Annotated in this window: 23 protein-coding genes; 16 read left to right on the top strand and 7 right to left on the bottom strand. The window is 38.4% G+C overall.

Annotated elements, in window-relative coordinates; all coding sequences use genetic code 11:
* Positions 1 to 72 precede the first annotated feature (72 nt).
* Positions 73 to 951 (bottom strand): cupin-like domain-containing protein, encoded by an 879-nt coding sequence (locus JET18_RS18110; protein WP_202093404.1) that lies wholly within the window; start codon positions 949 to 951, stop codon positions 73 to 75.
* 160 nt (positions 952 to 1,111) lie between these two features.
* Between JET18_RS18110 and kbl the strand changes: the two genes are divergently transcribed.
* The 4 genes from kbl (at position 1,112) to gldG (ending at position 5,507) form a co-directional block, all read left to right on the top strand.
* Positions 1,112 to 2,308, top strand: coding sequence for a glycine C-acetyltransferase (gene kbl / locus JET18_RS18105; protein ID WP_202093403.1), 1,197 nt, complete (start codon positions 1,112 to 1,114; stop codon positions 2,306 to 2,308).
* 183 nt (positions 2,309 to 2,491) lie between these two features.
* A complete protein-coding gene (locus JET18_RS18100) occupies positions 2,492 to 3,043 on the top strand; it encodes a CopD family protein (RefSeq protein WP_202093402.1) in 552 nt (183 codons plus the stop codon).
* A gap of 60 nt (positions 3,044 to 3,103) precedes the next feature.
* Positions 3,104 to 3,832, top strand: a complete 729-nt coding sequence (locus JET18_RS18095; RefSeq protein ID WP_202093401.1) for an ABC transporter permease subunit — start codon at positions 3,104 to 3,106, stop codon at positions 3,830 to 3,832.
* A 4-nt stretch (positions 3,833 to 3,836) separates the two neighbouring features.
* Positions 3,837 to 5,507 (top strand): gliding motility-associated ABC transporter substrate-binding protein GldG, encoded by a 1,671-nt coding sequence (gene gldG, locus JET18_RS18090; protein WP_202093400.1) that lies wholly within the window; start codon positions 3,837 to 3,839, stop codon positions 5,505 to 5,507.
* Positions 5,508 to 5,642: 135 nt separating this feature from the next.
* On the opposite strand, the gene JET18_RS18085 is transcribed toward gldG, so the two are convergent.
* The 3 genes from JET18_RS18085 to JET18_RS18075 form a co-directional block, all read right to left on the bottom strand.
* Positions 5,643 to 6,878, bottom strand: a complete 1,236-nt coding sequence (locus tag JET18_RS18085) for a serine hydrolase domain-containing protein (RefSeq protein ID WP_202093398.1) — start codon at positions 6,876 to 6,878, stop codon at positions 5,643 to 5,645.
* A 139-nt stretch (positions 6,879 to 7,017) separates the two neighbouring features.
* Entirely contained in the window at positions 7,018 to 7,689 is a 672-nt protein-coding gene (locus JET18_RS18080) for a hypothetical protein (RefSeq protein WP_202093396.1), read from the bottom strand.
* 618 nt (positions 7,690 to 8,307) lie between these two features.
* Positions 8,308 to 8,736, bottom strand: a complete 429-nt coding sequence (locus tag JET18_RS18075) for a DUF4268 domain-containing protein (RefSeq protein ID WP_202093394.1) — start codon at positions 8,734 to 8,736, stop codon at positions 8,308 to 8,310.
* A 96-nt stretch (positions 8,737 to 8,832) separates the two neighbouring features.
* On the opposite strand from JET18_RS18075, the gene JET18_RS18070 reads away from it, so the two are divergent.
* The 3 genes from JET18_RS18070 to JET18_RS18060 all read left to right on the top strand — a co-directional run bounded on the left by JET18_RS18070 (position 8,833) and on the right by JET18_RS18060 (position 10,641).
* The gene (locus tag JET18_RS18070) at positions 8,833 to 9,240 is read left to right on the top strand and encodes an RrF2 family transcriptional regulator (RefSeq protein ID WP_202093392.1); all 408 of its coding nucleotides are present in this window, start codon (positions 8,833 to 8,835) and stop codon (positions 9,238 to 9,240) included.
* A 134-nt stretch (positions 9,241 to 9,374) separates the two neighbouring features.
* Positions 9,375 to 10,262, top strand: a complete 888-nt coding sequence (locus tag JET18_RS18065) for a sulfite exporter TauE/SafE family protein (protein ID WP_202093390.1) — start codon at positions 9,375 to 9,377, stop codon at positions 10,260 to 10,262.
* 88 nt (positions 10,263 to 10,350) lie between these two features.
* Positions 10,351 to 10,641, top strand: coding sequence for a putative quinol monooxygenase (locus tag JET18_RS18060; RefSeq protein ID WP_202093389.1), 291 nt, complete (start codon positions 10,351 to 10,353; stop codon positions 10,639 to 10,641).
* Between the two features lie 174 nt (positions 10,642 to 10,815).
* Here the strand turns inward: JET18_RS18060 and JET18_RS18055 are convergent, their stop codons facing one another.
* Together JET18_RS18055 and JET18_RS18050 are read right to left on the bottom strand one after the other, a co-directional pair.
* Positions 10,816 to 12,105 (bottom strand): T9SS type A sorting domain-containing protein, encoded by a 1,290-nt coding sequence (locus JET18_RS18055; RefSeq protein WP_202093388.1) that lies wholly within the window; start codon positions 12,103 to 12,105, stop codon positions 10,816 to 10,818.
* Between the two features lie 181 nt (positions 12,106 to 12,286).
* Positions 12,287 to 13,105, bottom strand: coding sequence for a T9SS-dependent choice-of-anchor J family protein (locus JET18_RS18050; protein ID WP_202093387.1), 819 nt, complete (start codon positions 13,103 to 13,105; stop codon positions 12,287 to 12,289).
* Between the two features lie 93 nt (positions 13,106 to 13,198).
* Between JET18_RS18050 and JET18_RS18045 the strand changes: the two genes are divergently transcribed.
* From JET18_RS18045 to JET18_RS18005, 9 genes are all read left to right on the top strand, one after another.
* Positions 13,199 to 15,304, top strand: a complete 2,106-nt coding sequence (locus JET18_RS18045; protein ID WP_202093386.1) for a TonB-dependent receptor plug domain-containing protein — start codon at positions 13,199 to 13,201, stop codon at positions 15,302 to 15,304.
* A gap of 15 nt (positions 15,305 to 15,319) precedes the next feature.
* Positions 15,320 to 16,426 carry an HmuY family protein gene (locus JET18_RS18040; protein ID WP_202093385.1) on the top strand — a complete coding sequence of 369 codons (1,107 nt, stop codon included), beginning with the start codon at positions 15,320 to 15,322 and terminating at the stop codon, positions 16,424 to 16,426.
* A gap of 21 nt (positions 16,427 to 16,447) precedes the next feature.
* Entirely contained in the window at positions 16,448 to 17,326 is an 879-nt protein-coding gene (locus JET18_RS18035) for a heme/hemin ABC transporter substrate-binding protein (RefSeq protein ID WP_202093384.1), read from the top strand.
* Positions 17,310 to 18,350, top strand: a complete 1,041-nt coding sequence (locus JET18_RS18030; protein ID WP_202093382.1) for a FecCD family ABC transporter permease — start codon at positions 17,310 to 17,312, stop codon at positions 18,348 to 18,350. Before JET18_RS18035 ends, JET18_RS18030 begins: the two co-directional genes overlap by 17 nt.
* Entirely contained in the window at positions 18,350 to 19,120 is a 771-nt protein-coding gene (locus tag JET18_RS18025; protein ID WP_202093381.1) for a heme ABC transporter ATP-binding protein, read from the top strand. Before JET18_RS18030 ends, JET18_RS18025 begins: the two co-directional genes overlap by 1 nt.
* A gap of 2 nt (positions 19,121 to 19,122) precedes the next feature.
* Positions 19,123 to 19,773, top strand: a complete 651-nt coding sequence (locus JET18_RS18020) for a class I SAM-dependent methyltransferase (protein WP_202093379.1) — start codon at positions 19,123 to 19,125, stop codon at positions 19,771 to 19,773.
* 4 nt (positions 19,774 to 19,777) lie between these two features.
* A complete protein-coding gene (locus JET18_RS18015; RefSeq protein ID WP_202093377.1) occupies positions 19,778 to 20,806 on the top strand; it encodes a hemin-degrading factor in 1,029 nt (342 codons plus the stop codon).
* A 364-nt stretch (positions 20,807 to 21,170) separates the two neighbouring features.
* Positions 21,171 to 22,043, top strand: a complete 873-nt coding sequence (locus JET18_RS18010; RefSeq protein ID WP_202093375.1) for a ChaN family lipoprotein — start codon at positions 21,171 to 21,173, stop codon at positions 22,041 to 22,043.
* A gap of 268 nt (positions 22,044 to 22,311) precedes the next feature.
* Complete coding sequence (locus JET18_RS18005) at positions 22,312 to 22,941, top strand: peptide deformylase (RefSeq protein ID WP_202093372.1); 630 nt, start codon at positions 22,312 to 22,314, stop codon at positions 22,939 to 22,941.
* 15 nt (positions 22,942 to 22,956) lie between these two features.
* Here JET18_RS18005 and JET18_RS18000 read toward each other — a convergent pair whose 3' ends face one another.
* Positions 22,957 to 23,676, bottom strand: coding sequence for an NERD domain-containing protein (locus JET18_RS18000; protein WP_202094358.1), 720 nt, complete (start codon positions 23,674 to 23,676; stop codon positions 22,957 to 22,959).
* Positions 23,677 to 23,737: the final 61 nt, after the last annotated feature.

The raw sequence follows: 23,737 nt of genomic DNA, 5'->3' as shown, positions 1-23,737 counted from the left end.
TCTGCAGAGGTTATGGCATATAGTAATTCCATAGTTGAAATGATTTTAAGGTTAAATATATGTTGAAGAATTTCAGATCAAAAAACTTTTGTGCCTTCTGGCAGCTTTGGCAGCTCTTTTACGGGCCGTTTTTACCTTATACCTGAACCACTTTTCTTTAAAAATCCGGCGCATGATATTGTCAAAATTCCGGGTGACGACCATATTTTTGAAACCCCGCCATTTTTCCAGGAGATTTGACGGAAGTGCTCTGATGGAAATAGAATATCCTTCAGTTTCATATTGAATATAATGCCACCAGCCGGAAGGAATGTACAGCGTTTCCCCAGGCTGCAATACCGCTTCATAGCCGTTCAGATAGAGGAGGGCAGGGAATTCTCTGTAATCAGGATCTTTGATATTCGGGAGGCTGTGGAAGTTATAAGGCAGTTTGTACATCAGATCCGACTGTTCCCACGGAAAAAGCCATATTCTCTTGATCCCGTGAAACTGGGTGAGAAAAACATGGGACATATCAATATCGATGTGGTTTCTGGTAATGGAGCCTTCACCGCCGAAGAACATGAAAGGCAGCCATTTTAAAATCTTCCCGTTAGTGACGTCATTATACTGAATGTCATCTTTGAGTTCCGGTCTGATATTGAGTAAATTAAACAAAAAAAGCCTGTGCTCTGTAGGCGTCGTGCTGATCAGATCCAGATATTCCGAAAAGGTAGTCTGCCCGATGGGACTGCTCGCCACCCGGTCCAGAGATTCCAGTTCACTTCCGTAAATATTGACCCTGTGGTCCCCTGCAATTTTCTTGAAATACTCATAATTCCACTTTTTAAAAGCAGGACTTTCCGGGTCGATAAAATCTTCCATAATGATGGGAAGACGCGGCTTCATATGGTTTTTTATAAAGCTTCGGGAACTTATCGTATTTACTTTTTTTATCGGAGTCAGTTTCATATTCCTGAATTTATGGAACAAATATAACTATTATCCTACTAAATTAGTAGACTAATTGTGTTAAAACTGAAATTGATCTTCATTTTTAGAATTAAACGGATAAAAGCTGATAGTTTAAAGCCTTTTTATTAAATTAGCACATCTAAAAAATTACTAAAAAATGATCTCTGAAAAATATCTTCAACATTTACAGAATGAACTGCAAAACATTGAAAATGACGGTCTTTACAAAAGAGAAAGAATCATCACTTCTCAGCAGAGTGCAGAAATTGAAGCCAACGGAAAGAAGCTTTTAAACTTCTGTGCGAATAACTATCTGGGTTTATCCAACAATTCTGAGGTGATGAAAGCCTCTCAGGATATGATAGAATCTCATGGTTATGGAATGTCTTCCGTACGTTTTATCTGCGGAACTCAGGATATTCACAAGCAGTTGGAGAAAAAGATTGCAGATTTTCTGGGCCTTGAAGACACTATTCTGTATGCCGCCTGTTTTGATGCCAACGGAGGAGTTTTTGAGCCTTTATTTACAGAAGAAGACGCAATTATTTCAGACGAACTGAACCATGCTTCCATTATTGACGGGGTACGTTTATGTAAATCAGCGAGATACCGTTATAAAAATAATAATATGGCTGATCTGGAGGCTCAGTTGATTGCGGCTTCCGAAAAGAATCACCGTTTCAAGATCATCGTTACCGACGGGGTTTTCTCTATGGATGGTATTGTTGCCGACCTGAAAGGCGTATGCGACCTTGCAGATAAATACAATGCTTTAGTGATGGTTGATGATTCACACGCGACAGGTTTCATCGGGAAAACAGGCCGTGGAACCCATGAAGCGAATGAAGTGATGGGAAGAGTAGACATCATCACCTCTACATTAGGAAAAGCTTTAGGAGGTGCTTTGGGAGGATTTACTTCCGGTAAAAAAGAGATTATCGATATGCTGAGACAGCGTTCCCGTCCGTATTTATTCTCAAATTCACTGGCGCCTGGGATCGTGGGAGCTGCTTTGAAAGTTCTGGATATGATCTCTGAGGATACTTCACTTCGTGATCAGGTAATGGAAAATGCAGAATATTTCAGAACAGAAATGGTTGCCAAAGGATTCGATATTCCTGAAGGTGATGCTGCCATTGTTCCGGTGATGCTTTACGATGCACCTCTTGCCCAGAAAATGGCCGAAAAGCTTATGGATGAAGGCATTTACGTAATCGGATTCTTCTATCCTGTAGTACCGAAAGGAAAAGCAAGGATCAGAGTGCAGCTTTCCGCTGCCCATACCAGAGCCCACCTTGATAAAGCTATTGCTGCTTTTGAGAAAGTAGGAAAAGAGCTGGGTGTGATTTCTTAAGTAAAAAACAAAATACAAATGCTTCGATTTCGATCAGCATGACCCGATTCTTACGTTTGGATTTTAACAGAATGAAAAATGTCAGCACAATTGAGGTCACGCAGAACGCAGCCGAAGCATTTTTATCATTATTTCTATCAGATATTTTTGTTATTAACATTATATTTGCCATTATTTTAAAAAATGCTTTACACAATAATCAAAGCACTGCATATTATCTTTATGGTAAGCTATTTTGCGGGAATTTTTTATCTCGTAAGAATTTTCGTTTACTACAAGGATACCGATGAATTTGCAGAAGAGAAAAAGAAGATCCTGAGAGAACAGTATACTTTCATGGCCCGGAGGCTTTGGAATATTATTACGGTTCCGGCAGGAGTGATTATGGCGGTTTGCGGAATTGTCATGATCTTTCTGAATACCGGACTGATGAAAATGCCGTGGTTCCACGTTAAACTTACCTTTCTGATCGGCCTTGCGGTATATCATTACTGGTGCTGGAAAAAAGTATTGAAATTAAAAGAACTGAACGGCAATACCATAGAAACACCCAATATCAAGCTGAGACAGGCTAACGAAATTGCGACATTCCTTCTGTTTCTCGTTGTTTTCACCGTAATTCTGAAATCATCGGTCATTGAGTACTGGTGGCAATTAATCGCCGGATTTTTCGTTCTTGTATTTCTGATCATGATGACCGTTAAACTCGTTAATAAGAATAAAAAAAACAAATAATTGTTCTAAGTAGGATATTTACATAAATACATTTTACTTTTTACATTTTACAAAAAAACTATGATTGCAATTTTAAAAAAGGAACTTTGGAGTTACTTTGGAAACTGGAGCGCTTGGGTGATCATCGCAGCATTCAGTCTGATAACCGCTCTTTTCCTGTTTTTTTTCGAAAATGATTCCAATATTTTCGATATCGGAATGGCTTCTTTACAGAGCTATTTCGTACTCGTTCCATGGCTGCTGATGTTTATTATTCCTGCACTTTCTATGAAAACCTTTGCAGAAGAGCAGCAGACGGGGACCCTGAACTGGCTTTTTTCACAGCCGTTAAAAGTTTCAGAACTCGTGACAGGGAAATTCCTTTCAGTGTGGATCGTTGGAGTTTTATGTCTTATTCCATCACTGATTTATCTTTATACCATTTATGTACTTGGTGTTCCTGCCGGGAATATTGATTTTGGGATGACCTTCGGAAGTTATATCGGGTTGATTATGCTGATTGCAGCTTTTGCAGGAGTAGGAATTCTGGCTTCTTCATTGTCGCAGAACCAGATCATGGCTTATTTGCTGGGCGTTTTCATGTGTTTCATCATGTACTTCGGAATAGAGCAGCTGGCCAGCTATAAATTGTTGGGCGGGGCAGATTTTATCCTTCAGAATATAGGATTCTACCAGCATTTCCTGGGCTTTACAAGAGGACTTATCGATTTTAAGGATGTAGCTTATTTTATCCTGATCATTGGTGCAACGTTATTATTGTCCAACCATTTTATCACCAAAAAGAAGTAGCATCATGAAGAAGTTCAATATAAAATCTCCGTTGGGAATTTTCTTAATCGCAGTGGTTCCTTTGGTAATCCTGCTTACGTATTCCGGAATCAGATTAGATTTAACGAAAGAAAAAAGATATACGCTTTCTGAAAGCACGGTAAAAGTACTGGAGTCTGTGAAAAAGCCGCTTACCGTAGATGTTTACCTTGAAGGTGATTTTCCGGCCAGCTTTAAACAGCTTCAGAATGAAACCAAATTTATGCTGGAAGAATTCAGAAAGATCAATCCGAAGATCGATTTTAAATTCATAGATCCTATTAAAACCAAAATGTCTCAGGACACGCTGATGGCTATGGGAATGCAGCCTTCGGTTCTTCCTGATATCAAAGACGGAAAAATTTCACAGATCACCCTTTTTCCTTATGCGGTTATAAAGTATGACAAAAGGGGAGTTTCTATACCTTTGGTGGTACAGCAGGCCGGAATAGATGCAGATCAGCAGCTCACAAGATCGATAGAAGGTCTGGAATACAGCCTTGTTTCCAATATCAAAAATATTGCAGCCGACAGAAGAAAGAAAGTAGGAATTCTGGTGAATCATGATGAACTGAGCCCTGAAGAATTCCACGGATTTATGCAGCTGGCCATGGAAAATTATGATGCCGGTCCTGTGATTCCGAAAAACCAGACAGAGCTTACTTTGGAAGATCTTCCTTTGCTGAAGCAGATGAGTGCTTTGGTGATTGCAAAACCTAGAAAAGCATTTACAGATAACGAAAAAGTGATCCTTGACCAGTTTATTATGAACGGCGGAAAAACACTTTGGATGATCGATGCCGTGAACGCTGAAATGGATACGCTGACAAGGTCTCAGAAAGTGATGCCTTTCCCTGTAGATATCAATATGACAGATTTCTTTTTCAATTACGGAATCAGGATCAATCCTGCGCTGGTAAAGGATGTGAAGAAATTTGCCCTGCTGAAACTGGTAACCGGTGAAGTAGGAGGGAATCCGCAGTATACGAGTCTGCCATGGCCGTACTTTCCATTGGGAATTGCTGAAAATGATAACCCCATTACGAAAAATATCAATCCGGTAAAATTTGAATTCCCGACGTCTATTGATACTTTGGGCGGAAGAAAAAATATTAAAACCAATGTTCTTTTTGAATCCAGTGAAAGAACCCTTCTGAAGCAGGTTCCGAACTATGTGGATCTGAAAGAAATTGCCAGTGTGGACAGTCTTGGACAGATGGAAAAACCAAGCACACCAAAAATCTTTGCCGTGGCACTGGAAGGGAAATTTAACTCTGCTTACGCATCAAGAATTGAAAGAAAAGGCTATCCCGGTTTCAAAAACCAGAGCCCTGAAAATAAAATGATCGTGATTGCTGACGGAGATGTCGGAAGAAATAAAATACACAAAGGCGAGCCGCTTCCGATGGGAATTGACCGCCTGACCAACCAGGAATTTGGAAACGAACAGTTTCTGAGAAATGCCCTGGATTATCTTCTGGACGACAGCAACCTGATGGCGCTCCGAAACAGAAATATTGAAGAAAGACTTCTCGACAGAAACCGAATCACAGAAGAAAAAACAAACTGGCAGTGGCTTAACCTCCTGCTTCCTTTGGCAGTAATCGGACTGCTGGGAGGATTGTTCTTCTGGATGAGGAAAAGGAAGTTTGGATAATACAAAGAGGCTGTTTCAACAGCCTCTTTTTTTGTCATTGTATTTCTCTGATAAGCGTCAGCGCCATTGTTTAGCTTAAAATTTTCATCACATAACAAATCTTTGTCTTACTTTGCGATAAAAAATAAAAGCAGCTTATTTACTAAGCTTACCCTGGTATTTCTCAAGCACATTCCATATCCCATAAAAGACATCATTTCCTTTTTTATCTGAAAAATTGGTATTAAAAACCATAATCCGCCCCAGATTATTCTTCGGATCAAAAAACATGATGGACATCACGCCCGGATCTCCTCCCGTGTGGCCTATAAATCCGGTATAACCATATCCGATAAAAGCTCCTGTATTGTAGGATTCACTGTAGGGATTCTGCTCATTTCTTTCAGTAAAATTCTTGGCAGCAAGCTGTGGTTTAAAATATTCTTTATAGCTTTCCGAGGTTAGTAAAGTTCCTTTGCCGTTATACCCTTTCATCAGTTCAGCTAAATACTTGCTCAGATCATTGATATTGGTGATCAGGCCTCCATCCGGATACGTTATGGAATGGTAATAGGGAAGGACGGTTTGAGGATTTTCATAAAGACGGGAAAACGCTGAAAAATTAATTTCTTCAAATTTCCACCCTGAGTCATTCATTTTTAAAGGTTTCAGAATATATTGTTTTGTAAAATCACTGAAACTCTGTCCTGTGGCCTGTTCTATAATAAAAGCAGCGAGCGTGGTTCCTACGTTGGAATATTCGTAAATAGTTCCGGGCTTATGGGCTGAAAAACTGTTTTTGTTCCATTTTCCGTTTTCTGTAAGGACATTTTCTAAAAATGAAGCCATAGAAATAATGGAACCGGAAGGGTTAAAAACCTGTTCATCATCAAAATTAAGCTTAGCACCGGCCAGATTTTGATCCGGTTTCAGATAATAGGTTTTGGACAGATAAAATTCATTGTCGGTAATTGAAGAAGTATGCGCTGCCAGCTGGCGGATGGTAATAGGAGTCTGTGGAAAATTGGGATTGGCCACTTTGAAGGGCAGATACTTTTGAATGGGATCATCCAAATGGAATTTTCCAAGTTCCTGAGCCTTCAGAAGGGCAATTCCAACAAATGTTTTAGAGACAGAAGCGATATTCTGAAGAGTATGATTGGTGTAGGCTTTTTTACTTTTTGTTTCTGAAAAACCAAATCCCTGCTGATAGAGCGTTGAGGTATCATCAACGATGGAAACAGCAAACCCGTTGAAAATTCCCTGCTGGTATAAAGCGTTTATTTCTGTATTCAGCGAATCTTTTATATGGGGCTGAATAGGTTTGACTTTTAATGAGTTACAGGATGTTAAAGCAGCATAGACAAAAATAAGTAAGAGATTTTTTTTCATATGTCTTTTAATAGTATAACAGCCGGTACAGCAGATTTATTACGTCATTGAATGTTAATAATAAATAATAATGCCGGGTTTAAAAGTGTTGAAGCTCTTAAACCCGGCATTTTATTCTGATATTTTTGTGTAAGATTTTTTAGTGTTCTTTATCAGCTGTTTTTGGAAGCAAAGCCGCTGTTTTATAATAGCTTATATCCGCATCAATCTGATTCTGGAGATTCTTGAAAGTGGAGTATTCGTAGTGCTCCCAATCCAGATCATTCTCAGGATTAGGGGTTTTGTCGATGGCCAGTTCAAGTTTTCCGTCTTCCTGGTAGCTGAATTCTATGGCTGCATATTTTTCGCCGTTTTCATCAGTAGTGTACCAGCATTTTGTGGTTCTTTCCGGAATCGGTTGAAGGGTTTCGTTATCAAGAATCTGGGAGCAGATGAAGTTTTCCGGATCATCCTGATAAAAAACCGTTTTTGAAATCAATGGTTTATCCTCTACAGCCAGCGAATACATTTTGTTGGTCGCAATAATGAAATTTCCTGCAGATTCTCTCTTTTCAATATCGAAAAGATCAGATTTTTCTTTCAGATAATTTACAATCTGCTGCTCATTTTCATCATCACTGATATAGTAGTTGATGCTGTAGATCTCATCTTCTGAGAGAAATTCAATCTCTTTCAGTACATCAGAATCCTTTTCATAATAATAAAGATGATAATCATCCAGTTTCTCAGCTTTTGCTTTTGAAATCACTTCTCCAAAAATGTTTTTGTATACTTTTCTCATGCTTAGTTCGTTTAATGTTAGTGTTTTCATCGTGTTTATATCAAAGGGAATCGGGGTTATCTTACAAACCCTGAAAACCTCCACCCTTTAGATGGAATTATCTTTAATTGGTTAAGTTGGCTTTGGGAATTTCATGCGTTTTTTACGCAGAAACTTTTCCAGAAGTATTCATTCTGAAATTTAAGGCCGTTTTTTTATAGTTCGGTAGAAATTCGGTAGTGTATCATGCAGGTATCCCAGGCGGAGTTTTTTATCCGCTGCATGAAGTTATCTGGTCTTTATTCTGGTTGTCTGTATGACGTACCATTTGTATTTTTTCCCATAGGCATGGATGCTGTCCACGAGCTTAAAACTCTCATTTCTATACTCAATTTTCATGGGGATGTTTTTTATAGGTTCAAATATATTTAAAATCAGAGAATTAAAGAATAATATTTGAAATTTTTAACATGAATTTTTAGAAAAAAAATCACGAAATCCTTAAAAAAGAGATATAGAGCCTTTTTGAAGGGGTTTTAAAATCTTAAAAAGAGACAATAATGTTAAACTCAATCTTTGTGATGACTAAAAAAACTTCCGATGATGTTTTATTTGAATCACATATAACGTTCTTCCGGAGATTTTTTTGTTCTGAAAAGAATTATTTTCCTATACATCCTTGATAAAATCCTCGTATTCATAATAAAATCTCTCAAAGCCATCCATTTTTTCCCGGAAAAATTCGAAAGTTTCCTGCCATGTATTTTTATTGAATACGGAAACACCATGTTTCTCAACCCAGATCCTGCTGATCATTTTTCCGTTGTCCAGCGTAAAATATTCTTCCTTTTGAAAATCTCCAATAAAATCTTTCAGGATATCTTCCAGTGACCAGATCTTTTCATAATAAGCATTCCGGAAAATCTCATCCTTCATTTCAATATCAAGGGAGACCTCTGCTTTTTTATTGTCGGCATGAAATTTAAATGACATGTCCTTGATCTTGGTATCGTACAGGAGCCATTTTCTCGGAAATGATTTTCCAAAAGCCGTCCAAAACTCCTTTTTTAACTGCTGTGCTTCTTGTTTACTGAACATAGGAACAAACTTAAGGATTTAATGGGAAAAAGGCAAAGAAAGCTATTTCGCTTCCTCCATTTATCTATTTCAAACAATTTTCTTACTTTTGCTGTAATGCTTTCAAAAAAATCCCAATATGCTTTCAAAGCGCTTTCATACCTTGTAGAGAAAAGGAATGACGGCCCGGTCCTTATATCCGAAATTGCGGAACATAAGAAGATCCCTTTGAAGTTTTTAGAAAATATTCTGCTGGAACTGAAAAAAGCGGACATCCTTGACAGTAAAAAAGGAAAAGGAGGAGGTTATTTCTTACGGGAAAACCCTGAAAATGTGAAACTCGCAAAAATTATCCGTCTGGTTAATGGTCCCATTGCGATGCTTCCATGCGTAAGTTTAAACTTCTATGAAAAATGCGAAGACTGCAATGAAGACCACTGCGGCCTGCATGACGTACTGATTGAAGTCCGGGATGCCTCACTGAATATTCTTGAGAGAAAAACTTTAATGGATCTGGTTGATTAACCTGGTCCTTTTTTTTGAATAATTAGTCTACTTTTTTGGTAGGGTAATATTTTTATTTGATATTTGCAGTACTCCAAATGATTCACTCACCTGAAACGGGCTGCGGGAACGTTTTAAAAGTTTTGATATTGCATATGATTATTTCAAGAAAAATTCAGATAAGACTCAATGTGTTCTTTGTTACGGCTGCAATACTGTTGATTGGTGTTGTATCTATGTACGAAATGGGCTATCTGGATGAACTGCTGAATATTCTGGCCAAAGACCATTATATTTTTTACTGGATGATGCTGGTTGGAGTTTTTGCAGAGATCGTAGCAGGATCAATGGGGATGGGGTATGGCGTAATTTGTACTACCACGCTGCTGTTTCTGAATATTCCGCCTCATATTGTAAGTGCCAGTATCCATTCTGCTGAAAGTTTTACAACCGCTGCGGGAAGTATAAGCCATATCAAACTTAAGAATGTCAGCAAAAGTTTAGTGAAGAAGCTTGCCATTCCGGCAGTGATCGGAGCCATTATAGGAGCGGTAAGTCTTACGTATTTAGGTGAATATTACGCCAAAATCACCAAAACAATCATTGCATTTTATACCCTTTATCTGGGAATTCAGATTCTTTCCAATGCGTTTAAAGAAAAACAGAACCGCGCGATGAAGAAGAAAACCAATCTTACCAGACTGGGAGTGATCGGAGGATTCATCGATTCTTTTGCGGGAGGAGGCTGGGGCCCTTTGGTGACCGGAACACTGATCAAGAATGCATTTACCCCGAGATTTGCAGTAGGGAGTTCTACAGTGGCAAAATTTATCCTGACCATAACAGCCGCAGTCACTTTTTTCTTCACCCTCGGAATTCAGCACTGGAATATTATTCTCGGCCTTCTGATTGGCGGGATTATTACAGCTCCATTTTCAGCGATGCTTACTGCAAAGCTCCCTGTAAAAAAGATGTTTCTGGTGATCGGAATCCTGGTTATTGTCATGAGCTGTATAACTATTTATAAATCAGTTTTTAAATAAAAAATAATGTTTTTTGTGTAAAAATAAAGCCTCAAAAATGCTTTCGGTTTTGAAAATAGTATACTTTTACATCTCTAAATAACAGAACATGAATTTACATATCGTAGCGCTTTTTAAGTTTAATGAAAACTATCTGATGGACGCTGTGGAACTTTTTCAAAACCTTGTAAAAGAGACGAGAAAAGAAGAAGGATGCCTTCAGTACGACCTTATTGAGGACAAAGACAATAAAGGAACTTTCTTTCTGGTTGAACTTTGGGAAAGCGTTGACCATCACAACAGACACAACGGACAGGATCATTTGCTGGACTTCCGTAGAGATGCTTCAAAAATGATGGAGAGCGCTGTGGAAGTGTATAAGGGGTTTAAGATTTATTGATTTTTGAAAATTTAAAGATTTAAGTATTTAAATATTACGGGAGATTTTAATCAGTACCAAATCTAATATCTAAAATCTAACCTCTAATATCTAATTTAAAAAAAATAAAAGGCAGTTTCAGAATCTGAGACCGCCTTTTGATTAGAAAAAATAGAAAGTATTAAAGTTTTGAGTTTATTTTACAATAAGTTTTTTGGTTTCCGTACTTCCTCCGAAACTGATTTTTACCAGATAATTTCCGGAAGTAAGATGGGATAAGTTCAGATCCTGCTTGTAGAATCCTGACTGATTGGTCAGTTCTGAAGTATATACTTTTTTACCGGTAAGATCATACACCTCGATGCTTCCTTTGTTGTCAGCTTTTTCTTTCACATCAAACAAAACAGTCACTTTTTTGTCAGCAGCCGTAGGGTTTGGATAAATTCCGAATGATGCTTTTTTGCTCACTTCCGTTATTCCTAAGGTCGCTGTGATCTTTTTATATTTGAAATACATATCTCCGGTAGTCGCTCCTCCATTGGTAGTGAAGTACATTCTGTAATAATCACTTCCTTTTTTCACATAATACACTACGTCACTGTAAACGTTTCCGATACCTTTCCATGAGTGGCCTATAGTGGTGATATTTGAAGAAAAGCTGGTATCCGCAGGCGTTGCAAATGTTGCTGTTGCCTGAGTTTCAGGCTGAACTTTCGCTACTTTTACACTGGGTCCCTGGATAGCTCCTGTAAGCGGATACATCATCATGTTGTTGTAGAACGTGTAATACTTTGTAAACATGAAATCCCACGCACTTTTTGAAGGTTCCATATCAGGAACTTTTGCTCCTGTTGTGAAGGAGAAATAGTTGAAATAAGCATCATCCGATCCGTTGGCAAGGGTTCTTGTTTCAGTAGGTCCCCATGCGGTTCCGTTCCACTTGGAATATTTAAAGGTATATCCGCCAAAAGCATCTTCAATGGCAAATTTCACATACGTATTGGATGTAGTATATTTTAGTACAAATATGGCCTTTCCTTCAATATGATGAGTCATAGAATTGTATACACCCCAGCCTGTTGCAGGAAGAGTAGCATGGGTAATAGGCCCCTGTTCAAAAGCTCCCTTGCTAAGATCAGTTGTTTGATCCGGGTTGTAAAGCGGAGCTCCCCAGCTTGCTATATTGCTGATGTTAATGTTGTCCCAGTCTGCAAGAGTAGTAGATGCTGTGTATACTTCAATATTAAGCGCATCATTGATTCTTGTTCCAAATGCATAATTGGAGTTTCTGTAAAAAGCTACATCCCAGGTATTAGCCTGCTGAGAAACCATATTGCCATTGGCAAGGTTAAAAAACACACGATTTTGGTAGGAAGGTCCCATCGTCATATTTGCCTGCGTGTATCCCAATGCGTCAGTCTGTGCCAAAACAGTCTGCTGAACAGAAAGAGCAAGTACCGAAGCCAATAATAGTTTTGTTTTCATAACTGATTGTTTAGATTCTTATTTAGAATGATTCCACAAAAGTAAATAATTATTTTTAATGATTCTAAATAAAAACATGATATTTGTCGTGTTTTATCTTAAAAGATGACAATTTCAGACATAAAAAAGCCGGCTGAACGATATCCAGCCGGCTTTATAAAGGTATACTGTCTAATAAACCTTATTTCTTAATGAACTTAGATTTTACTGCTGTGCCTTCTGCAGTTTCAATAAGCATATAATAAACACCGGCATGAAGTCCGCTGATATCAAATTTCTGTCCTTTTAATTTTCCTTCCGCAGCTTTTTGCCCTGCAGCAGAATAGATTTCGATATTTTTAGGCTCTGATTTCGTTACGAATTCCAAAGCGGTATTGTCTGAATTTACTGCAAATTTCAAGTTCTCGTTTGATTTTGCAATATCATTCACCGCCAGTGTAGTAGAAGTATTGTATACTACATCGTCTACCTGTATAGCAACGTGTGTAGCGGACGGAGTAAATTTAAAAACAATATAAGAACCTGTAGAAGCAGGAATATTTACACTGATATTTTGTACAGTTCCAATGGTGGTAACGTTAATGAGGTTTCCAACCGGTACGAATGTCGTCATATCCGTTGGGCTTGAAGCCACTCCGATTTGAATGGTTCCCGGGCCGGGAGATGGAGATACCAGCGTAGTTTTAAATGTAAGGGTCTTATTTCCTGTCGGAGTTTCAATTTGTGGTGAAATCAGATAGGAAGGAGTTGTTGCATTATTTCCGGCATAGGACTGGATAAATCTCTGTGAGTTGTCAGTATCAAGGGCAGCTACAATCATTCTTGGAGATACAGGTGGAAATGATCCGGTAATCGGAGCTACTACTGCAGACCAGTTCCCTTGTGGGAAAGTGGTATTTCCAAGTGTAAAGTTGTTGAAATTCTCATTAAGCGTGGCTACTTGTGCATTCGCTGTGAAAGCCGTTAACATCAATGTTCCTAAAAGTAGTTTTAATTTCATAACGTTATTTTTATTTAGAATTGTTCTACAAAAATAAGTATTTATTTTTAACTATTCTAAATAAAGCATTATATTTGCGAAAATTTTTACTCTATGAAGAAGAAAGTGCTTTCCGTTCTATCATTATCCATTGCCTTTTGGATGAATGCACAAGAAAAAGATTCTCTTAATAAAAATAAAATAGAGGAAGTTGTTATTACCGGACAGTATATGCAGCAGTCGATTAACAAATCAATATATAAAGTTGAAGTGATAGATGCCCAGCAGATTAAAAATATGGCGGCTACCAATGTAGCGGATGTTTTAAATCAAAGTCTTAACATACAGATCACTCCAGACACCCGCTCCGGAAATTCTACAGCGAATATGATGGGACTGAATGGAAGTTATGTAAAAGTACTGATTGATAATATCCCGGTAGTAGGGGATACAGGGCTGGGAAGTAATATAGACCTGACCAAACTTTCACTGAATAATATAGAAAGAATTGAGATTGTAAAGGGAAGTATGGGCGTAGAATATGGTAACGGGGCCGTGGCCGGAGTTATCAATATTATCACCAGGAAAAGCAGCAGTAAAAAAGTTAGTTTCAGAGCATCTCTTCAGGAGGAAAGCGTTAGAGATAACTACGATTTAAAGAAAAAAGGAAACGGCAGACATATCCAGAACTTTAATTTTGATTATAATATCAGTGACAACTGGTTTGCCAATATCAACTTCAACCACAACCAGTTTATGGGGTATGAAGGGGAAAGCAAAGGATATAAATACTTTGAAAGAGATAATAAAAGAGGCTTTGACTGGAATCCTAAAGATCAGTACGATGCCTCAGCACTTATCAAATATTCAAAAAATAAAACAACGTTTTTCTATAAACTTTCCTATTTGTATGAAAAATTTAATTTCTACAATCCGGAAGTAGCCCGGATTCCGCTGAACGATGGAATGGGAGGAGCACTTTACGAAAGTATCGACAGAGAATTCAATACCAAGCGATGGGCTCATCAGTTTAATATTCAGACCAATATCGGGAATATCAAATATATGGGAGATTTTTCTTACCAGAATCAGGACAGAAAATACCAGGATTATAATTATGATATTCCAAACAGATCAGTGCGCATCAGCAGGGATGAACAATCCTATTACAAAACGGATGTGATCTATTCAAGAGGAATGTTCAGCAATTTCCTGAATAACAAAACATTTGACTTCCAGCTGGGTTACGAACTGGATTATACCAATGGGTATGCCGCACTCATTGCAGGTGATTTCTTTGGTAATGCTGTGAAAAGAAAGATTTTTACTTACTCCAATTTCCTTTCAGCGGAATGGAATATTTCAGATAAATTCTCATTAAGACCGGGAGCCAGGCTTTCTGTAAGCGAGAATTTTGATAACCAGTTTAATTATTCACTTTCTGCACGATATAAAACTTCTGAAAATTCTAATTTAAGAGCTGTAGCAGGAACCGCAAACCGGTTTCCTACCTATGATGAGCTCTATACCTATTTTGTGAATATCAATCACGATGTACAGGGAAATCCTGATCTGAATCCTGAAAAAGGTTTTTCAGCCGGAGCTTTCTGGGATCAGAATTTTTCAATGAGAGACTGGAAAGTTGCCTATAGCGTTAATGCATTATATTTAGATGTACAGGACCGGATAGAAATGGTACTGGTGAAAGATCCTTCTACCTACAAGTTCATGAATATGGATAAGTACAGAAATATGTTGCTTTCTGCCAACATAGATTTTAGAAAGGATCAGTTGGCCTTATCCTTAAGAGGGTCTGTAAGCGGAACTTCCGTAGCTCTGAGCAGTCTTTATCATACATCGCCTACAGATTATCAATATCTGGTTCAGGCAGGCGCTTCGGCAACCTATAAGTTAAAAAATATCAACACAGGTTTTGCTTTATACTATAAATATACAGGTTCAGGAAGAAATTATGTCCTGGAAAGCGAAGCGAAAGGTTTCAGACTTGGAAAAGTAGATGATTTCCATATGATGGATTTTATTGTAAGCCAGCCATTCTGGAAAGACCGTCTGGAGCTTTCTGTGGGCGTAAAAAACATATTTGATGTAACCACTTTAAATTCGACCGCAACGGCAGGAACCGCTCATAATGCAGCGCCAGACCGCCTTAACCTGTACTACGGAAGAAGTTATTTTGCGAGATTAATCTATCAGTTCTAAACAAAAGCTACCCTTATGAATTATTTAAAAATATTTGCTCTTTTTTCAGCGATTGCTTTACAGTCCTGTATTTCGGCTGACGAAGATCCGGTTCCGGCACCTCCTATTACCGGGTCTGTAGTAAAAGTAGAAATAGGAGGAGCTACCGAGCCTAATCAGGTGTGGATAGATCTAAGTGAACTTAAGAACCAGGCTGCCAATAAAAGAACAGACTGGGACCTGGGATTCTATACCGGAGATGGTTTTCATGTGGTCATTAACGGTTCTATTGCTATGACTGTAGCCAAAATCCCAAATGCAAAAGACATCAAAGCAGTAACTGAAGCAGATGTAGCAGCCCTTAAGGAAAGTGCAATGGTAGGAACATTCAATCCTGCCAATATGAAATATATTGATCATCCTGATGGTAATTTCCTTACTCAGACGTCAGGAATTGAACCTATTAAGGAGAATGATGCAGAAAACCCTGTATATCTGTTAAATCTGGGAAGAGAAATTCCATCTTCCAACAATATCGGTCCGGGATCCGTAAGTCTTTCCGGTGCTGCCAGAGGCTGGAAGAAAATCCAGATTTTAAGAGCCCTGAACGGTTATAAAATAAGATACGCTAATGTAGGCGATACAACCTACAGCGAATATTTAGTGCCAAAAGACACAGAATATAATTTCACTTTTTTCAGTTTTAATACCGGGGCACCTGTAAAAATTCAACCTAAAAAGAAAAACTGGGATCTTGGTTTTACAACTTTCACCAATGAAGTGTTCACAGCACCCGGAGTAAGTGCGGGAAGCTACTTCTTTGCAGATTTTGTGGTGACGAATACGTTTAATGGAGTGGGCGTATATCAGGTAACTCCTACCGGAAACCTTGATCAGGCTTACGGTGCATTTAAATTAGGTGATGTTGATCAGAGCAAATTTGTATTTAATGATCAGAGAGCACTGGGTGATAAATGGAGAACAACTACAGGGACGGAGAGCAATCCGCAGCCCCATGTATACGCTGACCGTTTTTTCATTCTTAAAGATGCCGAAGGATTTTATTTTAAACTAAGATTCAATACCATGAAAAGCGAAGACGGACACCGTGGAACGACCAACTTCGAATTCGAACCTTTATAATAATCAAATAAATTGTAGATTATGAAAAAATTAATCCTTGCAGCGTCCATTATGATGGCTGTATATTCATGTAAAAAAGAAGAAGGGGCTAAAAAAGAAAATGCAACAGAAGCATCTGCTGAAGCTCCGAAAAGCAATAATAAAATCGTTACATTAAGCGGAGGTATTACCGAAATTGTAAGTGCGCTGGGCCACGAAAAAGAAATTGTAGCCACAGATGTTACCAGCACCTATCCTGAAACATTGAAAAAGACGGCTGAAAATCTGGGTCATGTAAGATCCATCACCATTGAGCCGATCATGGCTGTAAATCCTACATTAATTTTAGCTTCAGAAAAAGATATCAATCCTGAATTGATGGGTAAAATCAAGTCATCAGGAATTAAAACTGAGGTTTTCAAGCAGGATTACACTGTAGAAGGAACTAAAAAACTGATCACTGATGTAGCCAAAGCAATTGGAAATACTGATTATCAGAAATTAACCGATAAAATTGATGCGGATTTAAAGCAGATCCAGCCCATTGCCAAAAAACCAAAAGTACTGTTCATCTATGCAAGAGGAAATATGATGATGGTAGCCGGGAAAAATACCCCTATGGCTTCACTGATCAGTATTGCAGGCGGAGAAAACGCAGTAACCGATTTTGAAGATTTCAAGCCTTTGACACCGGAAGCGGTTGTAAAAGCCAATCCGGATGTTTTATTCTTCTTCTCAACGGGCCTTCAGGGTGCCGGCGGAAACGAAGGAGCTCTTAAAATGCCGGGCGTAGCACAAACCAACGCAGGTAAAAACAAGAAGATCATCGCAATGGATGGAGGATTAATTTCAGGTTTCGGACCGAGATTAGGAGAAGCAGCAGTAGGATTAAACAAACTTTTAATTGAGAACACAAAGTAAACTGTACTTTTATTCAGCTATAGGTGTCGTACTGCTTCTTATTATAGCAGTACTGGCACTTAATACAGGAGTCTATGACTTTGGGGGAACATCGCCTTTCAAAGTTTTGTGGCAGTATATAAAAGGAGATCCGGGCTTATCTTTAAGCCATAAATATGTAATCTGGGATGTACGGGCAGCGAGAATTATTATGGCTATTTTAATAGGAAGTATGCTCGCCGTTTCAGGAACCGGTCTGCAGGGGCTTTTCAAAAACCCTCTGGCGACGGGAGACCTGATAGGACTTACCTCGGGAGCCACATTGCTGGCGGCCATTGCCATTGTTTTAGGAGGGCATTTTAAACAGTATCTTCCTGAAGCCGTACAATTTTCGCTGGTGGGAATCGCGGCATTCATAGGATCTTTTTTATCGATGATGTTGGTATACAGGATTTCTACAAGCGGTGGAAAAACCAATGTTGTGATGATGCTCCTTACGGGAGTGGCTATTACGGCAATAGGATTTTCTATCACCGGATTTTTGATTTATATTTCAAAAGACGAACAGCTGCGGGATCTTACGTTCTGGAACCTGGGAAGTCTGGCAGCCGCCACATGGACGAAGAATATTATTTTAGGAGTAGTGCTGATCATTTCCTACGTCATCCTGCTTCCAAAAGGAAAGGCTTTAAATGCCATGATGCTTGGAGAAAAAGATGCCCAGCATTTGGGAATCAATGTAGAAAGGCTTAAAAAGCAGATCATTATTATTGTAGCATTAATGGTGGGAATCAGCGTGGCATTTTCCGGAACCATAGGATTTGTAGGCCTTATCGTACCATATATTTTAAGGCTTTTATTTAAATCAAATTATACATTTATTCTGCCTTTGTCAGCCATATGCGGAAGTATATTACTGTTAACGGCAGATACCTTCAGCAGGAGCATCGTAGAACCTTCCGAACTTCCGATCGGAATTCTTACCGCGCTTATGGGAGGGCCGATTTTTATTGCTATTTTAATTAAATTCAAAAAATCCCTGTAATGATAAAGGCACATCAGATCATTTACAAGCATAAGGACTTTCATATTCTGGACGGAGTAGATGTCGCGCTCGGATATGGTGAGTTTCTTGCTATTGTAGGCCCGAACGGAGCAGGAAAATCCAGTCTCCTCAGTGTTTTGGCCAATGAGGTGAAATCCAGACAGGACGTATTGTTTAAGGATAAAGCAATTACAAAATGGGACGTGAAAGAGCTGTCTTTACATAAGGCTAAATTTTCACAGCACAACAGCAATGACATTCCTCTTGAAGTAAAAGACGTCATTATGATGGGAAGATACCCTTATTTTGAGACTCAGCCCGGAAAAGAAGACCTTGAGGCCACCAATAAGATGATGTATGAAACCGATATTTTCCACCTTAAAGACAGGGAATACAACACTTTGTCCGGAGGTGAAAAACAGCGGGTACATTTGTCCCGGGTGATGTCTCAGCTTGAAAACGATATTGCCCATAAACTGGTATTTCTGGATGAGCCATTGAATAATCTTGATATAAAGCATCAGTATAAAGCGCTCGATATCATCAAAAAATTCACTCAGAAAGCCAATTCAGCGATTGTTGTCCTGCACGATCTTAATCTTGCGGCACAGTTTGCAGACAAAATTTTATTAATGAAATCAGGAAAGGTTTCCGCATACGGAACGCCGGAAGAAGTATTCACCGCTGAAAATATCAGCCATGCCTACAATTTTCCGTGCACCATCTGCGAACACCCTATTACCAATAACCCAATGATCATTTTTGGATAACCATGGAAAAAGATGAATTAAAAATCCTCGCTCAGAACCTTGCCAATCCACAGGGAGAAAAAGGAATTGAGATTGCCGGGATGATGAATGAAACCAACATCAGCATGACCTTAGAAAGCATTAAAACGCTTTTAATAGAAGATGATGAGCACATCCTTGAAATAGGACACGGAAATGCCGGACACCTGAAAAACATTCTGAACAGAGCACAGAATCTGAAATATACAGGCGTAGATATTTCCGAAACCATGTATAACGAAGCCAGAAAGCTCAATAAAGACTTTGAAAACCAGGCAGAATTTGTACTGTATGAAGGAAAAAAGCTTCCTTTTGAAGACAAGACCTTTGACAAAATATTTACCGTCAATACCGTTTATTTCTGGGAAGAACCGGTTGAATTTCTCAACGAGATTTACAGGGTTTTAAAGAAGGACGGAACATTTGTCCTCACTTTCGGACAGCGGAAATTCATGGAGACTCTGCCGTTTACAGAATACAATTTTACCATGTACAGCAACAGCGAAATGGAGCAGCTGGTTTCCAAAAGCCATTTCAAGAGGATGAAGATTTCCGAAAAAGAAGAAGACATCCAAAGCAAATCCGGAAACGAAACCATTCATAGAATCTACACAGTTTTAACCATAAAAAAATAAAATAATGAGCACGTTAGTTAATGATTTAAAGGAAAAATGGGAGGCTCTGAAAGCAGAAAATCCACATATAAGAATAAGAAATGCAGCAGCACAGCTGGAGGTAAGCGAAGCTGAATTACTGGCAACAAGCATAGGAGAAGGCGTAACCGTACTGAACCCTGAATTTCCTGCGATCCTTACCGAAGCAGAACAGCTTGGAAAGGTAATGGCACTTACCCGTAACGATGAATGTGTACACGAGAGAAAGGGAACTTACCAGAACGGTGATTTTAGCAGCCCGCATGCACAGCTTTTCGTAGGGGAAGATATTGACCTTAGAATATTCCTTAACCATTGGAAATCTGCATTCGCCGTAGTGGAAGGAGATAAAAAAAGCCTTCAGTTCTTTGGTAAAGACGGTCTTGCCCTTCATAAGATCTATCTGACGAAGACCAGCAATGAAGCTGCTTTCGATGCAATCGTAGAAAAATTTAAGGCAGAAGATCAGAATCAGGCATTAACTATTGAAGCCGTAGCTCCGAAAGCTCCTGAAAAAGCAGACGCTGAGATTGATGTGGAAGGTTTCAAAACAGCATGGACTGAATTAAAAGACACCCACGACTTCTTCATGATGACCAGAAAATTCGGGGTAAGCAGAACTCAGGCATTGAGACTGGCTCCGGAAGGATTTGCTAAAAAAATCGACAATGCTAAAGTGGTAAACATCCTTGAAGATGCTTCAGAAAAGAACATTCCGATCATGGTATTCGTTGGAAACAGAGGAATTATCCAGATCCACACCGGAAACGTAAAGAAAACCCTTTGGCATCAGCAGTGGTTCAATGTCATGGACCCTGATTTCAACCTGCATCTGGATGTAACGAAAATTGCTGAAGCATGGATCGTGAAGAAACCTACTGAAGACGGTGAGGTAACGGCTATCGAAGTATTCAACAAAGAAGGTGATTTTATCGTTCAGTTCTTTGGAAAGAGAAAACCGGGTATTCCGGAACTTCAGGAATGGAAAGATCTTGTAGCAGAATTAGAGAAATAATAATTAGATGATTTTGAATGAGCCGTTTTGTTTTTTAATTCAAGGCGGCTTTTTTTTGAAGCAGATCCGGATTTGCTGAAGAAAAAGAAATTGCAAATTTTTTAACCACAAAAGTCACAAAAGTTTTTTATTTGGACAGTTTAGAGCACTTTAGTTTTAAAACTCTGGCATAACAAGAGCACATAAGCTGAAAATCAAAGATTTTTATAGAACTTAAGTGTACTTCTTGTTCGTAAAGTATTTAATTTTAGAAATAACGAAGGTGTTAAAAGTCTTTTGTGACTTTTGTGGTTATAAATCAATGTAAAGATTTGTGATATTTGTGAAGAAACATTTGTGTAATTTGTGTTTAAATAAAATAAAAATGAAGAATATTTTCATAGCCATACTCATGATGGGTTTGGGAATGATCCAGGCTCAGGAATTGAAAGCCTATCAGTTTTATGATAAAAAAGGAAAGGAAGTAAAGACAGACAAACTGATTAAAGAGCTGGCTGAATATGATGTGGTTTTCTTTGGTGAAAATCATAACAGTTCCATTAATCACTGGCTTCAGCTCAAAGTTACTGAAGGTTTATTTGCAAAGAAAAACGGTCAGATTATTTTAGGGGCAGAGATGTTCGAAAGAGACAACCAGTCTCAGCTGAATCAATATCTGGAAGGAAAATTTGATGCTAAAACATTAAAAGATTCCGCCCGTTTGTGGAATAATTATCCTACGGATTATAAGCCTCTCGTTGATTTTGCCAAAGCCAAAAAGCTGAACTTCATTGCCACCAATATTCCAAGAAGATATGCTTCCCAGACGGCAAAAGAAGGTCTGGAATCTCTGAATAAATTGAGTGCTCAGGAGAAAGCGTACATTGCCCAGCTTCCGATTAAAGTGACGCTGGATACCCCTGGATATCAGGAAATGAAAGCCATGATGGGTGATCACGCGGAAGGCACCAAAGTGATGAATTTTATCTCGGCACAAGCTACAAAAGACGCTACCATGGCTGAATCTATCCTGAAAAGTATGCAGGCAGGAAAAACGTTCATCCATTACAACGGAAACTATCACAGCAAGGAATTCGGTGGAATTTATTGGTATATCAAACAGAAAAATCCAAACCTTAAAATGGCAGTGATTTCTGTTTTTGAGTCTGAAGATCCGGAATTGAAAGTTCCTGCAAAAGAATACATTCCTACAGATTTCAATCTGATCATTCCTGCAGATATGACGAAAACATTTTAATATTCAATAGAAACGGGCTCTGGTCCGTTTTTTTTGTTTAAAATATCATGAGGCTTCGACTCCGCTCAGCCTGACAATGCTAATACTATGCACAATGTTATCGACTGTCAGGCTGAGCGGAGTCGAAGCCTTTCCAAATGCAGTTCAGATATCTATATAATGAATCCTTTAAAATTCAATAGGAACGGGCTTTAGCCCGTTTAATTTATAAAAAACAGAATTATATGTTTGAAGCACATTACCTATCTTTGTATCACAAATAATAAAAATGAAAAAAATACCTTTTCTGCTGATTCTTTTTATCGGATTGGTCAATGCTCAGAAGCTTACATCAACCGAACTTTCAATTATCACTCAAGGCGATATAAAAACGGCTTTGCCTATCTATCAGACTACAGATGCTGATCAGCACAAAACTTTACTAAGCCTTTCCACGGAAATTGATCCAATGGATTCCAATACCGCAACCTTGGTTAAAAGAATGAAAGAATCTCTCCTTTCCACAGACGGTGGAGTAGGAATTGCAGCACCCCAGGTGGGCATCAACAGAAAAGTGATCTGGGTGGAACGTTTCGATAAAACAGGGAATCCTTTGGAATATTTCATCAATCCTGTCATTGTATGGCGCTCAGAATTACAGAACCTTGGCCCTGAAGGCGATTTGTCAATTCCTGAATTTAGAGATCAGTTTTACAGAAGCAAGGTGATTCAGCTGGAATATGTGGATTTGAAAGGGCAGAAGTATTCAGAAATTGTGGAAGGTTTTACCGCAGTAATTTTCCAGCATGAAATAGACCATCTTTTTGGGATATTAATTTCTGATAAAAAAGAAAAGGAGACAAACGATTTGTACAAAAAGGTCGATGCCTTTAAGAAAAGTGATTCTACCACGAGATAATATCTGATAGAAGTCTTACCTGTTGTTTCTTGTATATGTACACTTCGGGAAATGAGAACAGCCCCAGAAAACCCCATATTGACCATCTCTTTTAATAAGGTTTCCTCCGCAATTTGGGCAAATATTTCGGTTGATAGTAGAGTTGGCTATTACTTTTTTATCTTCAGTACGACTGTTTTTTCTTGCCGTGAGAATGGCTGCGACAATTTCGTTCTTGGTCCGTTCATTGATATAAGCTGAATCATATTTTTTTATGGTTTTCACTAACTTATTGGTATAAACCACATCAGTATATGTTTTGGTCTTAAGGGTTGCCCTTTTTGTAAATGCAATGATGGAGTAATATCTCAAATAATTATAGTTTTTCAGGACGTGCTTTAAAGCATAAATATGACCCTGATTTTGTAAAACAGGATTGTAAAACTTACGTCTGTACTTATAGATGACCTGATACCAGTACCTGTCTTTTTCATAGCCTAAAATCCAGCCTTTATAATTCTTGGTTTCAATAACAAATATTCCATAATCCGAAACAATGATGTGATCTATTTGTGAAATGGAGCCTTTAATCTTTAATTCAATATTATTCAGGACAATATATTCTTTAGTGTTTAATCTTTTAAGACTTTCAGAAACCCTGCGCTCGCCAATATATCCCTTTATTTTGGGAGTATAATATCTAATGACCAGGTACAGGATGCCTAAAATAAAAATGATTAAAAAACTATTGTCCATGCTGTTGGTATCATATTTAAAAATCTGCTCCCAAAAGAAACAGATTTTATTTTAATTAAAG

The sequence above is a fragment of the Chryseobacterium endalhagicum genome (assembly GCF_016745235.1).
Classification (GTDB): domain Bacteria; phylum Bacteroidota; class Bacteroidia; order Flavobacteriales; family Weeksellaceae; genus Chryseobacterium; species Chryseobacterium endalhagicum.
The sequence above is the reverse complement of the archived record's forward strand: the minus strand, read 5'-3'. Positions and strand labels throughout refer to the sequence as shown.

What these genes read in the sequence shown, in the direction of transcription:
- JET18_RS18110 (WP_202093404.1), bottom strand. Translation starts at nt 951, where the DNA reads ATGAAACTGACTCCGATAAAAAAAGTAAATACGATAAGTTCCCGAAGC.
- kbl (WP_202093403.1), top strand. Translation starts at nt 1,112, where the DNA reads ATGATCTCTGAAAAATATCTTCAACATTTACAGAATGAACTGCAAAAC.
- JET18_RS18100 (WP_202093402.1), top strand. Translation starts at nt 2,492, where the DNA reads ATGCTTTACACAATAATCAAAGCACTGCATATTATCTTTATGGTAAGC.
- JET18_RS18095 (WP_202093401.1), top strand. Translation starts at nt 3,104, where the DNA reads ATGATTGCAATTTTAAAAAAGGAACTTTGGAGTTACTTTGGAAACTGG.
- gldG (WP_202093400.1), top strand. Translation starts at nt 3,837, where the DNA reads ATGAAGAAGTTCAATATAAAATCTCCGTTGGGAATTTTCTTAATCGCA.
- JET18_RS18085 (WP_202093398.1), bottom strand. Translation starts at nt 6,878, where the DNA reads ATGAAAAAAAATCTCTTACTTATTTTTGTCTATGCTGCTTTAACATCC.
- JET18_RS18080 (WP_202093396.1), bottom strand. Translation starts at nt 7,689, where the DNA reads ATGAAAACACTAACATTAAACGAACTAAGCATGAGAAAAGTATACAAA.
- JET18_RS18075 (WP_202093394.1), bottom strand. Translation starts at nt 8,736, where the DNA reads ATGTTCAGTAAACAAGAAGCACAGCAGTTAAAAAAGGAGTTTTGGACG.
- JET18_RS18070 (WP_202093392.1), top strand. Translation starts at nt 8,833, where the DNA reads ATGCTTTCAAAAAAATCCCAATATGCTTTCAAAGCGCTTTCATACCTT.
- JET18_RS18065 (WP_202093390.1), top strand. Translation starts at nt 9,375, where the DNA reads ATGATTATTTCAAGAAAAATTCAGATAAGACTCAATGTGTTCTTTGTT.
- JET18_RS18060 (WP_202093389.1), top strand. Translation starts at nt 10,351, where the DNA reads ATGAATTTACATATCGTAGCGCTTTTTAAGTTTAATGAAAACTATCTG.
- JET18_RS18055 (WP_202093388.1), bottom strand. Translation starts at nt 12,105, where the DNA reads ATGAAAACAAAACTATTATTGGCTTCGGTACTTGCTCTTTCTGTTCAG.
- JET18_RS18050 (WP_202093387.1), bottom strand. Translation starts at nt 13,105, where the DNA reads ATGAAATTAAAACTACTTTTAGGAACATTGATGTTAACGGCTTTCACA.
- JET18_RS18045 (WP_202093386.1), top strand. Translation starts at nt 13,199, where the DNA reads ATGAAGAAGAAAGTGCTTTCCGTTCTATCATTATCCATTGCCTTTTGG.
- JET18_RS18040 (WP_202093385.1), top strand. Translation starts at nt 15,320, where the DNA reads ATGAATTATTTAAAAATATTTGCTCTTTTTTCAGCGATTGCTTTACAG.
- JET18_RS18035 (WP_202093384.1), top strand. Translation starts at nt 16,448, where the DNA reads ATGAAAAAATTAATCCTTGCAGCGTCCATTATGATGGCTGTATATTCA.
- JET18_RS18025 (WP_202093381.1), top strand. Translation starts at nt 18,350, where the DNA reads ATGATAAAGGCACATCAGATCATTTACAAGCATAAGGACTTTCATATT.
- JET18_RS18020 (WP_202093379.1), top strand. Translation starts at nt 19,123, where the DNA reads ATGGAAAAAGATGAATTAAAAATCCTCGCTCAGAACCTTGCCAATCCA.
- JET18_RS18015 (WP_202093377.1), top strand. Translation starts at nt 19,778, where the DNA reads ATGAGCACGTTAGTTAATGATTTAAAGGAAAAATGGGAGGCTCTGAAA.
- JET18_RS18010 (WP_202093375.1), top strand. Translation starts at nt 21,171, where the DNA reads ATGAAGAATATTTTCATAGCCATACTCATGATGGGTTTGGGAATGATC.
- JET18_RS18005 (WP_202093372.1), top strand. Translation starts at nt 22,312, where the DNA reads ATGAAAAAAATACCTTTTCTGCTGATTCTTTTTATCGGATTGGTCAAT.
- JET18_RS18000 (WP_202094358.1), bottom strand. Translation starts at nt 23,676, where the DNA reads ATGGACAATAGTTTTTTAATCATTTTTATTTTAGGCATCCTGTACCTG.